General features: G+C 71.4%; 13 protein-coding genes and 1 pseudogene. 4 read left to right on the top strand and 10 right to left on the bottom strand.

The features are described 5' to 3' along the window. The first annotated feature begins 13 nt into the window (after positions 1–13). Together QMZ92_RS24435 and QMZ92_RS24430 are read left to right on the top strand one after the other, a co-directional pair. Positions 14–985 carry an ABC transporter ATP-binding protein gene (locus QMZ92_RS24435; protein WP_283299615.1) on the top strand — a complete coding sequence of 324 codons (972 nt, stop codon included), beginning with the start codon at positions 14–16 and terminating at the stop codon, positions 983–985. Further along, positions 982–1,833, top strand: a complete 852-nt coding sequence (locus QMZ92_RS24430) for an ABC transporter permease (RefSeq protein ID WP_283299614.1) — start codon at positions 982–984, stop codon at positions 1,831–1,833. Before QMZ92_RS24435 ends, QMZ92_RS24430 begins: the two co-directional genes overlap by 4 nt. A 139-nt stretch (positions 1,834–1,972) precedes the next feature. Here QMZ92_RS24430 and QMZ92_RS24425 read toward each other — a convergent pair. From QMZ92_RS24425 to QMZ92_RS24390, 8 genes and pseudogenes are all read right to left on the bottom strand, one after another. After that, a pseudogene (locus QMZ92_RS24425) lies at positions 1,973–2,206 on the bottom strand (helix-turn-helix domain-containing protein); the annotation flags it as partial. A gap of 83 nt (positions 2,207–2,289) precedes the next feature. After that, positions 2,290–3,957 carry a DoxX family membrane protein gene (locus QMZ92_RS24420; protein ID WP_283299613.1) on the bottom strand — a complete coding sequence of 556 codons (1,668 nt, stop codon included), beginning with the start codon at positions 3,955–3,957 and terminating at the stop codon, positions 2,290–2,292. A gap of 226 nt (positions 3,958–4,183) precedes the next feature. Then, positions 4,184–5,134, bottom strand: coding sequence for a 23S rRNA (guanosine(2251)-2'-O)-methyltransferase RlmB (rlmB, locus tag QMZ92_RS24415; RefSeq protein ID WP_283299612.1), 951 nt, complete (start codon positions 5,132–5,134; stop codon positions 4,184–4,186). A 119-nt stretch (positions 5,135–5,253) separates the two neighbouring features. Then, entirely contained in the window at positions 5,254–6,654 is a 1,401-nt protein-coding gene (gene cysS, locus QMZ92_RS24410) for a cysteine--tRNA ligase (RefSeq protein WP_283299611.1), read from the bottom strand. A gap of 97 nt (positions 6,655–6,751) precedes the next feature. Beyond that, entirely contained in the window at positions 6,752–7,159 is a 408-nt protein-coding gene (locus QMZ92_RS24405) for a PPOX class F420-dependent oxidoreductase (protein WP_138054516.1), read from the bottom strand. A gap of 96 nt (positions 7,160–7,255) precedes the next feature. Beyond that, positions 7,256–7,777, bottom strand: a complete 522-nt coding sequence (gene ispF / locus QMZ92_RS24400) for a 2-C-methyl-D-erythritol 2,4-cyclodiphosphate synthase (protein ID WP_283299610.1) — start codon at positions 7,775–7,777, stop codon at positions 7,256–7,258. Next, positions 7,767–8,513, bottom strand: a complete 747-nt coding sequence (ispD, locus tag QMZ92_RS24395; protein WP_283299609.1) for a 2-C-methyl-D-erythritol 4-phosphate cytidylyltransferase — start codon at positions 8,511–8,513, stop codon at positions 7,767–7,769. Before ispD ends, ispF begins: the two co-directional genes overlap by 11 nt. Positions 8,514–8,964: 451 nt before the next feature. Further along, entirely contained in the window at positions 8,965–9,447 is a 483-nt protein-coding gene (locus tag QMZ92_RS24390) for a CarD family transcriptional regulator (RefSeq protein WP_017945956.1), read from the bottom strand. Positions 9,448–10,043: 596 nt separating this feature from the next. On the opposite strand from QMZ92_RS24390, the gene QMZ92_RS24385 reads away from it, so the two are divergent. Further along, a complete protein-coding gene (locus QMZ92_RS24385; RefSeq protein ID WP_283299608.1) occupies positions 10,044–10,733 on the top strand; it encodes a DUF461 domain-containing protein in 690 nt (229 codons plus the stop codon). A gap of 181 nt (positions 10,734–10,914) precedes the next feature. Here QMZ92_RS24385 and phoP read toward each other — a convergent pair whose 3' ends face one another. Together phoP and QMZ92_RS24375 are read right to left on the bottom strand one after the other, a co-directional pair. Continuing rightward, a complete protein-coding gene (gene phoP, locus QMZ92_RS24380) occupies positions 10,915–11,586 on the bottom strand; it encodes a two-component system response regulator PhoP (RefSeq protein ID WP_472926734.1) in 672 nt (223 codons plus the stop codon). 5 nt (positions 11,587–11,591) lie between these two features. Then, the gene (locus QMZ92_RS24375; protein ID WP_283299607.1) at positions 11,592–13,034 is read right to left on the bottom strand and encodes a sensor histidine kinase; all 1,443 of its coding nucleotides are present in this window, start codon (positions 13,032–13,034) and stop codon (positions 11,592–11,594) included. A gap of 198 nt (positions 13,035–13,232) precedes the next feature. On the opposite strand from QMZ92_RS24375, the gene phoU reads away from it, so the two are divergent. Next, entirely contained in the window at positions 13,233–13,910 is a 678-nt protein-coding gene (gene phoU / locus QMZ92_RS24370) for a phosphate signaling complex protein PhoU (protein ID WP_283299606.1), read from the top strand. The last annotated feature ends 46 nt before the right edge of the window (positions 13,911–13,956 follow it).

Below are 13,956 nucleotides of genomic sequence, written 5' to 3'. Positions count from 1 at the left end.
CGGGGGAACACCGATGACGACCGCTCACGCCTTATCCGGGGTTGGGAGCAGCCCACCGCCAGAGAGCGACACGGTCATCGCCGTACGGGATCTGCGGATGCGCTACCGCAGCCAGGACGTATTGAAGGGTGTCGGCTTCACGGCCCGACGAGGCGAAGTCGTCCTGCTGCTCGGCCCGAACGGCGCGGGCAAGACGACCACGATCGAGGTCTTGGAAGGCTTCCGGATGCGCTCGGCCGGTGACGTGACCGTCCTCGGCACCGATCCGGCTGGCGGGGACGAGCAGTGGCGTGCGCGCCTGGGCATCGTGTTGCAGTCCTGGCGCGACCACGGCAAGTGGCGGGTGCGGGAACTGCTGGCCCATCTTGGCTCGTACTACGCGCCGTACTCCACCGCCCTTGTGCGGCGGCCCTGGGACGTTGACGAGCTCCTCGCCGCAGTGGGTCTGACCGAGCAGGCGGACAAGCGGGTCGGAACTCTGTCTGGCGGGCAGCGCAGGCGTTTCGACGTGGCCGTCGGCATCGTAGGCAGGCCTGAGGTGTTGTTTTTGGACGAGCCGACGGCGGGTCTGGACCCGGAGGCGAGGAACGAGTTCCACGGCCTGGTACGCGGGCTGGCGGACGAGAACACCACTGTTCTGCTGACCACGCACGACCTTGCCGAGGCGGAGAGGCTCGCTGACCGGATCCTGATTCTGGCCGGCGGCCGGATCGTGGCCGATGGCTCGGCCGAGGAGCTGTCTCGGCAGGCATCGGCCGAGGCCACTGTGCGCTGGACACGGGCCGGGCGGCCCTTCGAGGAGGCGACGGCCGAGCCCACCCGGTTCGTTCGTCGGCTGTTCGAGGAGCACGGCGAGGCGATCGGCGGGCTGGAGGTGCGCCGGGCGAGCCTGGAGGACACCTACTTGACGATGGTGCGGGAGCTCGAGGCGGGGAGCGTTCCCGATGAGCGGACGGTGCACGCTTTCGGGGAGGGATCGCGATGAGTCCGGTGTGGTACGCGGCGGGAGTAGGAGTGCGGCGCGGCTGGACGGAACTCCGGCAGACCTTCACCACCGCCCAGGACGTGTTCGGCTACGCACTCTGGACGGTCCTGCTCCTCGTGCCGCTGTTCCTACTCAAGGACGACCCGCTGAAGGGCGTCGGCATCTCGACCGGCGCATTCATGCTGCCGAGCATGCTGGGCATGACGCTCGCGTTTACCGGCATGATGACCACGGCACAGCTGCTCGCGACCGAGCGCGAGGACGGCACCCTGCTGCGGGCCAAGGCCGTGCCGCACGGCATGGTCGGCCACCTGGTCGGAAAGATCATCATGGTGTCGGGTACGGCTCTCGTCTCCATGGCCCTCCCCTTCGCCGTCGGCGTGTTCCTGGTGGACGGGGTGGCCCGGCAGGGCGGCGGAGCGCTGCTGACGCTGATGTGGGTGGTGCCGCTGGGTCTCCTGGCGACCCTGCCGATCGGCGCCGTCATCGGCTCACTGGTCAGCAGTCCGCGCACCGTCGGCTTGCTGATGCTCCCGGTGATGGGACTCATCGTGATCTCCGGGATCTACTTCCCCCTGTCCGAGCTGCCTGAGTGGCTGCAGACCGTCGGGCAGATGTTCCCCGTGTATTGGCTCGGCCTTGGTCTCCGCTCGGCGCTGCTGCCGGCCGATGCGGTCGCCGCCGAGATCGGCGAATCCTGGCGGCACCTGGAGACAGCGGGCGTGCTGGGCGCCTGGGCAGTCGCCGGGCTGCTCCTCGCACCATCCGTCCTGCGCAGGATGGCCCGTCGCGAGTCCGGGGCCGCGATGGCGGAACGGCACCGGAAGGCGATGCAGCGGGTCGGTTAGTGATGTGCCGGGGATGCGGCCCGGCTCCTGGTCAGGCCGCGTTGGACATAGGGCGTCCGCCCCAGCGGATGCCCTTCTCGCTGCGGATGCGGGCGCGTTCCTTGCGCTGGGCGGCGAGCACCTCGGGGTGGCGGGCGTTCGGGTCCAGGCAGACCAGGCCGATCTCGTTGAACCGGTGGATTACATCCCGCACCGTGTCCTCGTCGGCCTGGACCAGTTGGGCGATCACCGGGACGCGGTTTCCGCCGGCGGATGCCAGCAGCATCATCGCGCGGCGGTAGCGCACTGAGCTCGTACTGCCCCGGCGCACGATCTGCTGCAGCTTCTGCCCTTCCTGATCGGTCAGTCTGCGCACCCGCACAGGCTCGGCCACCACACCTCCAGCGGTCGGAACGACCGTCACCGCACATCCAAGCGCTCCAACCGCCACCCCGGCGAACCTTCCCGGTCACAGCACTAGCCGAGGAGTCCGCCGATCGGGTTCCGGTTGCCGCCGCTGCCACCGCCGTTGCCGCCACCCGTACCGCCGTTGCCGCCTCCCCCGTCGGAGCCGCCGACCGAACCGCCCGTACCGCCGTCCGTGCCGCCCGAGTCACCGGCTCCGGACGAGGACGGGCCAGAGCTGCCGGACGGCGGGTCCAGGGGCTCGGACTGGACGGGCGCCTGCTGCCCGTCGGTACCCCGGGACTCACTGGGCCGGCCCACCTCGCCGGCGCTGCCGGTCTCGCCGGCCGACTCGGACGGCTCGGCCCGCTCCGCGGCGGGGCTGCTCGACTCGCTCCTGGCGGGCTGGGCGCTCCGCTCGGCCTGCTGGGTCGGGCTGCGCCGGCCCGACTCGCTGGGAAGCGCGGCGCCCGGGAGATGGTTGGTCGGGTCCACGTTCGGGCCCGGGACGGTCACGAGTTCCGTGGAGCGTACGGCGCCGCCCAGGACCGATCCCACCAGCAGCGCCAGACCGACGACGACGGCGGCGAGGATGCCGCCGCGCCGCAGCACACGGCGCCGCAGCTCCCACAGTTCGGAACGCGGGCCGAGCTTGCGCCAGGCCTCGCCCGCGAGGCGGCCGTCGACGGAGTAGACGGGTGCGCCGGCGATGATCAGCGGGGACCAGGCGGCGAGGTTCATGATGTCCGGCGCGTCGTACACCGGGACCGTCCGCCAGCTGACGGTCATGATCAGGGCGGCGGACAGCGACGCGCCCACAACGGCCGCGACACGCTGCCACAGACCGAGGACGGTGAGCACACCGACCACGACCTGGAGGAACGCGACGGTGAGCCCCGCGCCGACCGGGTGGGCGAGGGCGAAGTCGCGCAGGGGCTCCGCGAGGGTCCAGGGCTCCAGGGAGGCCAGCCACTTGATCATGGAGCCGCGCTCTCCGCCGTCGAAGTAGACGGGGTCGCAGAGCTTGCCCATGCCGGCGTAGACGGAGATGAGACCGAGGAAGACACGGAGCGGGAGCAGGACGACGCCGAGGTTCATCCGGCGGCCGGGGTAGTAGGCGTGCCGGACGCCGCCGTGCGAGGCGGTCGCGGTCCGGCGGCCGTCGCGGGCCTCACGGCCGTCGCGGGGACCGAAGTCGGTCGCCTCCTCGGCCTCCTCGCCGTACGGCTCGTAGGCGTCGTACGCGCCCTCCGCCTGCCGCATCGGGGGCAGCAGCGGCTCCCGGCGCTGGGCGCCGATGACGGGAGTGGCCAGGGTGTCCGGGGCGGAGGCCACGTCGACCCGGGGCATGACCTGCGTGGCGGCGCCGAGGTCGAGGCCGTGTCCGCCGTCGAAGGGCCGGGGGGCGTCGAACGCGCGCCCGCCACGGGTGACGGATCCCGCACTGCGCACGGCCTGCAGCAGCCCCGAGGCTCCGGGGTCGCCCGGGGCCGACCTCCCGCTCCATACGACGGGTGCCCGGCGCCGCGCCACGGTACGCGCACCGGCACCGCTGAGGGCGGGGATCCTGGTGGTGTCGACCATCCCCCGGACGGGGCGCCTGGTCTGACTGGGGCCGAGCTTCACCCGGAAGCTGGCGTGGTTCACGATGACCTGCGCCGGGTCGCAGTCCACCTTGGGCGTGTTCAGGGGGAGCTGATCGTCGAACCCGGGCCGGGGCGTTCTGGTGTCCACACTCATCTAACCGAGTGACCTGTCCTTAGGACACTGCCTTGACGGCCCCGGAATGTCCGAGACCCGTCAAGATCGTTCCCGGCTCGGGTACCGCCCTGCGGCCCGGCGCGGAGTGTGCGCCGGGCATACACCCCGGACGTGCGCCGACGGGGACACACGCCCCCGGCTCCGTACCGCCGGCGGCCTCCGCCGGGGCGTTCCCGCCCCGGGTCCGAGGTGCCGGCGGCCTCCGTCAGCCCCGGCGGCGCGCCGCCTCGTAGAGGACCACGCCCGCCGCGACCCCGGCGTTGAGCGACTCCGCCCCGCCCGGCATGGGGATGCGGACGCGGAAGTCGCAGGTCTCGCCGACGAGCCGGGACAGCCCCTTGCCCTCGCTGCCGACGACGATGACGACCGGCCCGTCGAGGGCCTCCAGTTCTCCGACCTCGACCTCGCCGTCCGCCGCGAGGCCCACCACGGTGATGCCCGCCTTCTGGTAGGCCTCCAGGGCCCGGGTCAGATTGGTGGCACGGGCCACCGGAGTGCGGGCCGCGGTACCGGCGGAGGTCTTCCACGCCCCGGCGGTCATACCCGCCGCCCGGCGCTCGGGCACCACCACGCCGTGTCCGCCGAACGCCGCCACGGAACGGACGACGGCGCCCAGGTTCCGCGGGTCGGTGACCCCGTCGAGGGCCACGATCAGCGGGTCCTCGCCGTCGTCGAAGGCGGCGGCCGCGAGGTCCTCGGGGTGGGCGTACTCGTACGGCGGGACCTGCAGGACGAGGCCCTGGTGGTTGAGCCCGTTCGTCATCCGGTCCAGCTCGGCGCGCGGCGCCTCCATCAGGTGGATGTTGCCGCGCTCCCCGGCGAGCTGCAGCGCCTCGCGCACCCGCTCGTCGTTGTCGATGAACTGCTGGACGTACAGGGTCGTCGCGGGCACGCCGTCGCGCAGCGCCTCGAAGACGGGATTGCGTCCGACGACCATCTCGGACGAGCCCTTGCCGCCGCGGCGGGCGACGGGACGCCGCTGGGCCTGCTTGGCTTTGGCGTTGGCGATGCGGTTCTTCACATGGCCCTTGCGCGCGGACGCGGGCGGGGTCGGGCCCTTGCCCTCGAGGGAGCGGCGCCGCTTGCCACCGCTGCCGACCGTCGCGCCCTTCTTGTTGGACGTGCGGCGGTTCCTGCGCTGGCTGTTCCCGGCCATGACTACCTGTTTCCCTGGATCCTCGTGGGTCCCGGACGGTGCCGCTCGGGTCCCATGTGCGTGTGTACGTACGTATGAAAGTGTGCCGCCCGGATCCCCGGGCGGCACATTGTCGCCGGTCAGCGCGGTGCGAGTGTCCAGCGCGGTCCGTCGGGGCCGTCCTCGACGGCCAGCCCGGACTGGTTCAACTGGTCGCGGATCGCGTCGGCGGTGGCCCAGTCCTTGCGCGCCCGTGCCGACTCGCGCTGCTGGAGGACGAGCTGGACGAGCGTGTCGACCACGCCGTGCAGGTCCTCGCCGCGGTCGGCCTCGCCGGCCCAGTGCGGGTCCAGCGGGTCGAGACCGAGGACGCCGAGCATGGCACGCACCTCGGCGAGCCGGGCGACGGCCTCTTCCTTGTCGTCGGCGGCCAGCGCCGAGTTGCCCTGGCGCACGGTGGTGTGGACGATCGCGAGCGCCTGGGGGACGCCCAGGTCGTCGTCCATGGCCTCGGCGAACGCGAGCGGCACCTCGGCGGCCGGAGCGACCGTCTTGCCCGCCTTCTCGGTGACCCGCTGGATGAAGCCCTCGATCCGCGCGAACGCGGACTCGGCCTCGCGCAGGGCCTCCTCGCTGTACTCGATCATCGAGCGGTAGTGCGGGGTGCCCAGGTAGTAGCGCAGGACGATGGGCCGCCAGTTCCTCACCATCTCGCTGACGAGAACCGAGTTGCCGAGCGACTTCGACATCTTCTCGCCGCTCATGGTCACCCAGGCGTTGTGCACCCAGTACGACGCGAAGTCGTCGCCGAAGGCCTTGGCCTGCGCGATCTCGTTCTCGTGGTGGGGGAAGACCAGGTCGAGCCCGCCGCCGTGGATGTCGAAGGCGGAACCGAGGTACTTGTGGGCCATGGCCGAGCACTCCAGGTGCCAGCCGGGCCGGCCGCGTCCCCACGGGGTCTCCCAGGACGGCTCACCCGGCCGCTCCGCCTTCCACATGGCGAAGTCGCGTGCGTCGCGCTTGCCGGTCTCGTTCTCCCCGGTGGGCTGACGCAGATCGTCGATGTCCTGGTTGGAGAGTTCGAGGTAGCCGGGGAACGACCGCACGTCGAAGTAGACGTTGCCGTCGGCCTCGTAGGCGTGGCCGCGCTCGATGAGGCCGCGCATCATCTCGACCATCTCGGTGATGTGGCCGGTGGCGCGCGGCTCGTAGCTGGGCGGCAGGCAGCCGAGGGCCTCGTAGCCCGCGTTGAACGCGCGCTCGTTCTCGTACCCGATCGCCCACCAGGGGCGTCCCTGGTCGGCCGCCTTGGTGATGATCTTGTCGTCGATGTCCGTCACGTTGCGGACGAACGTGACGTCGTAGCCGCGGTACTCGAACCAGCGGCGCATGATGTCGAAGTTGAGTCCGGACCGGATGTGCCCGATGTGCGGGGCGGACTGCACGGTCGCGCCGCACAGGTAGATCGAGACACAGCCCGGCGTGAGCGGGACGAAGTCGCGGATCTGCCGGGCGCTGGTGTCGTACAGCCGAATAGTCACGCCTCAAGAGTAGTGGGCCGCCGGCAGTGCCCCGCGCCCTTGCGGGACGCGGGGACTGGATTGTGACCGGGGCGGCGGACCACGACCTGCGGCCGGTTCAGGCGAGCGGTCCGACGACCTTCCGCGGCGTGATCCGGACGACCACCCGCGGCGCGTCCTTGCCCGACTCCGGGTTGAACTCGGCGTACCTCTTGCCGGTGTACTTCATCGACAGCTCGTCGATCAGCTCCTGGCCGCCCTGCTCGGTGAGGGTGACGGTACCGCGGACCTCGGCGTAGACGTACGGCTCGTCGAAGGGCTGGACGACCACGGTGGCCCGCTGGTCGCGCCGGAGGTTCTTCTCCTTGCGCCGGCCGAGGGTCGTGGAGATCAGCAGGTCGTCGCCGTCCCGCTTGACCCAGACCGGGGAGACCTGAGGACTGCCGTCGGGCTGGATGGTGGCGAGATCGACGAACACGGGGCCGTCGAGGATGTCCTTGAGCTTGTCGCTGAGTGCGGCGGTCACGGTGGGGTCCTTCCTGGACTTCGGCGCACCGGGATGCGTGCGCAGGAGTTCGTTGACGTCACAACCGCGTCTACCCCACCGAGGGTCCCGTACGGCTCAGGACGCGCGGAAGACGAGTGCCGTGGCGATCGCGGCCAGCCCTTCGGCCCTGCCGGTCAGCCCGAGCCCGTCGGTCGTCGTGCCGGAGACCGCGACCGGAGCGCCCGCCGCGGCGCTCAGCGCCTTCTGCGCCTCGTCCCGACGCTTGCCGATCTTCGGACGCACGCCGATGACCTGCACCGCGATGTTGCCGATCTCGAAGCCCTCGGCCCGCACGATCCTCGCCGCCTCGGCGAGCAGCGTGACACCGGAGGCGCCGGACCACTCGGGCCGGCCCGTCCCGAAGTGTGCGCCGAGGTCGCCGACGCCCGCGGCGGAGAACAGGGCGTCGCAGGCGGCGTGGGCGGCCACGTCCCCGTCGGAGTGGCCGGCGAGGCCCCAGCCGTCGGAGTCCTCCCAGAGGAGTCCCGCGCACCACAGCTCGCGGCCCTGCTCGAAGGCGTGGACGTCGGTGCCGATGCCGACGAGCGGCAGGACGGGGGTGGGCGCCGCGGGCGGCACGGGCGGGTCAGAAGCCATCGTTGGCCCTCCTGCGGGCGAGCACGGCCTCGGCCAGAACGAGGTCGAGCGGACGGGTCACCTTGAACGCCTCCTCGTGGCCGGGCACGACCACCACCGGGGCGCCGAGCCGCTCGACCATCCCCGCGTCGTCGGTGGCGCCCTCACCGCTGACCGCGACGGCCTCGTGGGCGCGGACGAGCGTGTCGCGGTCGAAGCCCTGCGGCGTCTGCACGGCGCGCAGCCGCGCGCGCTCGGGGGTGGCGACGACGGGCTCGGGCTCCCCCTTCTCCCGCGGCTCGACCTCCTTGACGGTGTCGGTGAGCGGCAGGGCGGGGACGACGGCCGGCGCCCCGTCGAGCACGGCCGCGATCACCGCGTCGACGGTGTCGACGGGGACGAGCGGGCGGGCCGCGTCGTGCACGAGGACGGTGCCGACGGTCTCGGGAAGGGCTTCGAGGCCGAGGCGCACGGACTCCTGGCGGGTGTCGCCGCCCGGCACGACGAGGTAGTCGGTCCGCTCGGGGAGCGCGTGCGTGTCGAGGAGGTTCTTGACCTCGGGGGCGCCGTCCGGAGGGGCGACCACGACGACGAGCGATACGGCGCGTGAGGCCGCCATGGCGCGTACGGCGTGGATCAGCATGGGCGTGCCGTTGAGCGCGCGGAGCGCCTTGGGGGCGCCCGGGCCGAGCCGGACGCCCCGGCCTGCCGCGGGAATCACCACGGCGGTGCGGCCCGTGCGCGTCTGTTCTGACATCGGTTCCACTCCGGAGATCAAAGTCGCGGGAAGTCGCGGGAAGTCGCGGGAAGCCGCCGGAGGCCGGAAAGGAACGGCCTCCTTTTTCGGCATGCCCAGGGGGAATTGACATGGCCAGGTTTGTTCACTCGGCCGATATGGGTATGGCCTGGGCGTACCCCGACCGAGGGTTGGGGAGCGCCGGGCGCGACGCCCTCGACCGGACCCTTCCGTGACGACCGGTCGAGCCGGCCGTCCGCCCGGCCCGGCACGCCGGAGGGCAGGCAGGGGACGGGGGGCACACAGCAGGGAACGGAACGACGAGCGGTGGGCGCGGTGAACATGCCGCAGTGCCCGGCGACACAACCTTCCAGCTGGGTCAGCGGGCACCGCGGCATTCAGTTCTGCACCGTGGACACGCGCCTGGCGCCGGACCACCGGCTTCAGGCCCTGCTTCACAGCAGGACGCGCGTCAGGACGCGAGGACCTCGTCGAGCAGGGCCTCGGCCTTGTCCTCGTTGGTGTTCTCCGCGAGAGCCAGCTCGCTCACCAGGATCTGGCGAGCCTTGGCCAGCATGCGCTTCTCTCCGGCGGAGAGACCGCGCTCACGCTCGCGGCGCCACAGGTCACGCACCACTTCGGCGACCTTGATGACGTCGCCGGAGGCGAGCTTCTCGAGATTTGCCTTGTAGCGACGGGACCAGTTCGTCGGCTCCTCGGCGTACGGCGCACGCAGCACGTCGAAGACCCGGTCCAGCCCGTCCTGACCGACCACGTCGCGCACGCCGACGAGATCCGCATTGTCCGCCGGCACACGAACCGTCAAGTCGCCCTGGGCGACCTTGAGCACCAAGTAGGTCTTGTCCACGCCTTTGATCTGGCGAGTTTCGATGGCCTCGATCAGCGCGGCCCCGTGATGGGGATAGACCACGGTGTCGCCAACCTTGAACGTCATGTGACAGGTACCCCTTCCGTGGCTATCCAGGGTAACACGAGAACGGCTTCTTCTGAATGACGTTTTCGCAGGTCAGGGCATATCTCGGGGCTTGACAACAGCAACAGGGACGTGCTGCGGGCGGCTTCCGGAAGAGGGTATTCGCAGGTGGGAGCGGCTGCACGGGCGCCCGGAAACGCGGGCGTTACCCGCCTCACAACCCCCTTCAGAGCGGACGAAAGTCCCGATTTGCCGGGTTCTCAGCAGTCTACTTCGTCTACTCCGTTCGAGGCTCGGTCACCCGTCCGGCGGGACACCCGAGAAGGAATCCCGAATTGATCATCCGGAGATCGCCGGAGGATCACAGGAAGATCACCGTGGCCCCGTCGCGGCTTTCCGGCGGAATGCGCGGCGGCCGCGGAATTGGCGACGACGCTTATGTGAACGACGGATGAAATCCGGCCTGGCGCACAGTTCGGATCCGGCCGCGGGAGGGAGGCCGGGGCGCCCCCGCCGTGTCGGGGCGGGTCGGGTGCGGGGCGCCGACGGGGGGTCGGTAACCTAAGCCCGCTGACCGATCTTCACCCCGTCCGTACGTCCTAGGAGATGCCGCCGCCGTGAGCAGCAGCCTTCGACGCGGCGCCCTCGCCGCGACTGCCCTCCTGATCTCGATCGCCTCCCTCTCCGCATGCGCCGCGGGCAATGACGCGCAGACGCTCGGCGTCAGGCCGGACAACGCCGAGACCTCGGTGGGCGACATCAAGATCCAGAACGCGACGGTGATCACCCAGCCGCAGCCCGGCGTCCAGGGCCAGGCCGCCGTGTCGGCGACCCTGTTCAACGACGGCACCAAGGAGCAGACGCTCGACTCCGTCACGCTGCCGGGCACCAAGTCGACGGTGAAGCTGTCCGCCGCCACCGGTTCCGGCCCGATCACGCTGGCGCCCGGCGGCTCGGTCGTCCTGGGCGGCAAGGGCAACCCCTCCGGCGTCATCGACAACAGCACCGAGGCCGGCCGGCTCGGCGACGTCCAGCGGATCGTCTTCCGCTTCAGCGAGACCGGCGACGTCACGATCGACGCCTTCGTCGTCCCGGCCGCCGGCTACTACCGCGACTACGGTCCGTCCAGCCTGCCCCAGCCCCCGGCCTCGTCCCCGGCCGCCAGCCCGACGGGCTCGGCCCCCGCGGAGGGCGCCCACGGCAACGAGGCCGGGAACGGCGAGAGCGGGGAGCCGGAGGACGCTGAGCAGAGCGGCGAGCCGACCCCGTCGGACTCCGCCTCCGCGTCCCAGGACGCGGGTCACTGACGCCCGTCGCCCACGGCGTGTGAGGCGGGGCGCGACACCCCCCGCCTCACACGCCGTGTCCCGACGCCGCACCGAGCAGACGAAGGCGGCCCCGCCAGGACTTCCTGGCGGGGCCGCCTTCGCAGGTGTCGGGCGGCGCCGGAGCGCCGCCCGAGCGACCGCGGGCGCGGCCGGGACCGGTCTACGGCTCGAACTTGTAGCCGAGGCCGCGCACCGTCACCAGGTAGCGCGGGGCGCCCGGGTCGGGCTCGATCTTGGCGCGGAGGCGCTTGACGTGGACGTCAAGGGTCTTGGTGTCACCCACGTAGTCCGCGCCCCAGACCCGGTCGATCAGCTGCATCCTGGTCAGCACGCGGCCCGCGTTGCGCAGGAGCATCTCCAGGAGGTCGAACTCCTTCAGCGGAAGGTCGACCTTGCCGCCCGCCACGGTGACGACGTGGCGGTCGACGTCCATACGCACCGGTCCGGCCTCCAGTGCCGCCGGGGCGACCTCCTCCGGCTCGCCGCGGCGGCGCAGGACCGCGCGGATGCGGGCGACCAGCTCCCGCGAGGAGAAGGGCTTCGTCACGTAGTCGTCGGCCCCTATCTCCAGGCCGACGACCTTGTCGATCTCGCTGTCCTTCGCCGTGACCATGATGACCGGGACGTTGGACCGGCCGCGCAACTGGCGGCAGACCTCGGTGCCGGGCAGTCCCGGCAGCATCAGGTCGAGCAGGACGAGGTCGGCTCCGTTGCGCTCGAACTCGTCGAGCCCCTCGGGCCCGGTGGTCGCGACGGCGACCTCGAAGCCCTCCTTGCGGAGCATGTAGGAAAGAGCGTCGCTGAAGGATTCCTCGTCCTCGACGACGAGCACTCGGGTCACGGAAGGACCTCCGGGGCAGGCAGTGGTTCGCGTGGTGGGGTCCGAAGATGAGGACCGGGAGGGGAGTCGGAGTCCGGATCGCGGCGGTGGCCCGGCTCCGCACCGGGATCTGCCCGGTGAGCGGAGGCGGCGTCGGGATCGGGACCGGAGCCGGGAGCGAAATCGGGACCGGAGTCGGGGTCGGGATCGGGATCGGGATCGGAGGCCGGATCGGAGTCGTACGGTCCGTCGTCGACATGATGGCCGCCCGGGACCTGCGTACGGTCCCTGACGGAGCCCGCCTCCGGCAACCGCAGGGTGAAGGTGGAGCCCTGGCCCTCCGTGCTCCACACCGTGACCTCCCCGCCGTGCGAGGCGGCCACGTGCTTGACGATGGCCAGGCCCAGACCGGTGCCGCCGGTCGCGCGGGAGCGGGCGGGGTCGACGCGGTAGAAGCGTTCGAAGATCCGCTCGCGGTCCTTCTCCGAGATGCCGATGCCCTGGTCGGTCACGGCGATCTCGATCTGGTCCCCGCCGGGTGCGGTGACACGGCGTGCGGCGATGCCGACGCGCGTGCGGGCCGGGGAGTAGTTGACGGCGTTCTCGACGAGATTGCCGAGGGCCGCCGCCAGCTGGCCCCGGTTGCCCCAGACATGCAGGCCGGCGGTGCCGTCGCCCCGGGCGGTGCCCCCGACGGCCATGGTGATCTGCTTGGTGGACGCCGTGTGGCGGGACCGGTCGATGGCCTCCGCGACCAGTTCGTCCACGCGTACGGGCTCGGCGTCCTCCAGCGGGTTGTCGTTCTGCACCCGGGAGAGGTCGATGAGCTCCTGTACGAGGTTGGTGAGCCGGGTCGCCTCGATCTGCATCCGGCCGGCGAAGCGGGTGACCGCCTCAGGGTCGTCGGAGGCGTCCATGACGGCCTCGGAGAGCAGGGAGAGCGCGCCGACCGGCGTCTTGAGCTCATGGCTCACATTGGCGACGAAATCGCGCCGTACCGCTTCGATGCGCCGGGCCTCGGTGAGGTCCTCCACGAGGAGCAGCACCAGCCGGGAGCCCAGCGGCGCGACCCGGGCGGAGACGGCGAGCGCCTCGCCGCGTCCGGTGCCGCGCCGCGGCAGGTCGAGCTCCACCTGCCGTATCTCGCCGTCGCGGCGCGTGTCGCGGGCCATGTGGAGCATGGGCTCCACGGCCAGCTTCCCGCCCCTGACCAGGCCGAGCGCGTACGCGGCCGAGCTGGCCTTGACGACGGAGTCGCTCTCGTCGAGCACGACCGCCGAGGAGCGCAGCACGGAGAGCACGGTGTCGACGCCGGGCGGCAGCACGGCGTCCGTGTGCAGGGAGCTGCGGGTGGGTCTCGCCTGGTCGCGCTCGCTCCAGCGGAACGCCAGCATGGCGATCACGCCGGTGCACGCCCCGGCGATCGCAGCCAATGCGGCGACCGCCGCGTTCACGTCCATGCATCCAGGTTATGCACCCTCGCCGCGGCTCTCCCAACCATCCGAGTGGCACCTCGAACAGTCGTCGCCCAGAGTTCACCGAGGGGAGGGGAGCGGTTCACTTGGGAGGGTGGATCCGGACGCGTTGCGGACGGAACGTGGGAGCGTGGGGGTTCAGCCCCACCCGGACCCCTGACGCATTCAAGAGAGGGAACCCCCATGCGGGACGCGTACCACGAGGAACTGGACTCGATCGGCGAGGGCCTCGTCGAGATGGCCAGGCTGGTCGGCTCGGCGATCGGGCGCGCCACCACGGCCATGCTCGACGCCGATCTCAAGCTCGCGGAGAGTGTGATCGCCGCGGACCAGAAGGTCGACGATCTGCAGCACGACCTGGAGGCCCGGGCGATAGCCCTGCTCGCCCGCCAGCAGCCCGTCGCGACGGACCTCCGCATCGTGGTGACCTCGCTGCGGATGAGCGCGGACCTGGAGCGCTCCGGCGACCTGGCCCAGCACGTGGCCAAGCTCGCCCGGCTGCGCTTCCCGGAATCGGCGGTCCCGCGGGACCTGCACGCGACCATCCTGGAGATGGGGCAGCTCGCGCAGCGTCTGATGGCGAAGGCCGCGGAGGTCATCATCACCAAGGACGTCGACCTGGCGCTCCAGCTGGAGACCGACGACGACGAGATGGACCTGCTGCACCGCACCCTCTTCACGCATCTGATCGACGACCGTTGGAAGCACGGCATCGAGACCGCGGTCGACGTCACGCTGCTCGGGCGCTACTACGAGCGGTACGCCGACCACGCCGTGGCCGTGGCCAAGCGCGTCGTGTACCTGGTCACGGGCGAGCACGCGGACGAACTGCAGCCGGAGACGCGGGTCGAGGGCGCGTGACCGGCCGACGGGGCGTCGAGGTCGGGAGCAGGTGACAGGCCCGGTC

Source organism: Streptomyces sp. HNM0645, assembly GCF_030056615.1.
Lineage (GTDB): Bacteria > Actinomycetota > Actinomycetes > Streptomycetales > Streptomycetaceae > Streptomyces > Streptomyces marianii.
The sequence above is the reverse complement of the archived record's forward strand: the minus strand, read 5'-3'. Positions and strand labels throughout refer to the sequence as shown.

Coding starts and splice junctions, on each gene's coding strand:
- QMZ92_RS24435 (WP_283299615.1), top strand. CDS start 14: ATGACGACCGCTCACGCCTTATCCGGGGTTGGGAGCAGCCCACCGCCA.
- QMZ92_RS24430 (WP_283299614.1), top strand. CDS start 982: ATGAGTCCGGTGTGGTACGCGGCGGGAGTAGGAGTGCGGCGCGGCTGG.
- QMZ92_RS24420 (WP_283299613.1), bottom strand. CDS start 3,957: ATGAGTGTGGACACCAGAACGCCCCGGCCCGGGTTCGACGATCAGCTC.
- rlmB (WP_283299612.1), bottom strand. CDS start 5,134: ATGGCCGGGAACAGCCAGCGCAGGAACCGCCGCACGTCCAACAAGAAG.
- ispF (WP_283299610.1), bottom strand. CDS start 7,777: ATGGCTTCTGACCCGCCCGTGCCGCCCGCGGCGCCCACCCCCGTCCTG.
- ispD (WP_283299609.1), bottom strand. CDS start 8,513: ATGTCAGAACAGACGCGCACGGGCCGCACCGCCGTGGTGATTCCCGCG.
- QMZ92_RS24390 (WP_017945956.1), bottom strand. CDS start 9,447: ATGACGTTCAAGGTTGGCGACACCGTGGTCTATCCCCATCACGGGGCC.
- QMZ92_RS24375 (WP_283299607.1), bottom strand. CDS start 13,034: ATGGACGTGAACGCGGCGGTCGCCGCATTGGCTGCGATCGCCGGGGCG.
- phoU (WP_283299606.1), top strand. CDS start 13,233: ATGCGGGACGCGTACCACGAGGAACTGGACTCGATCGGCGAGGGCCTC.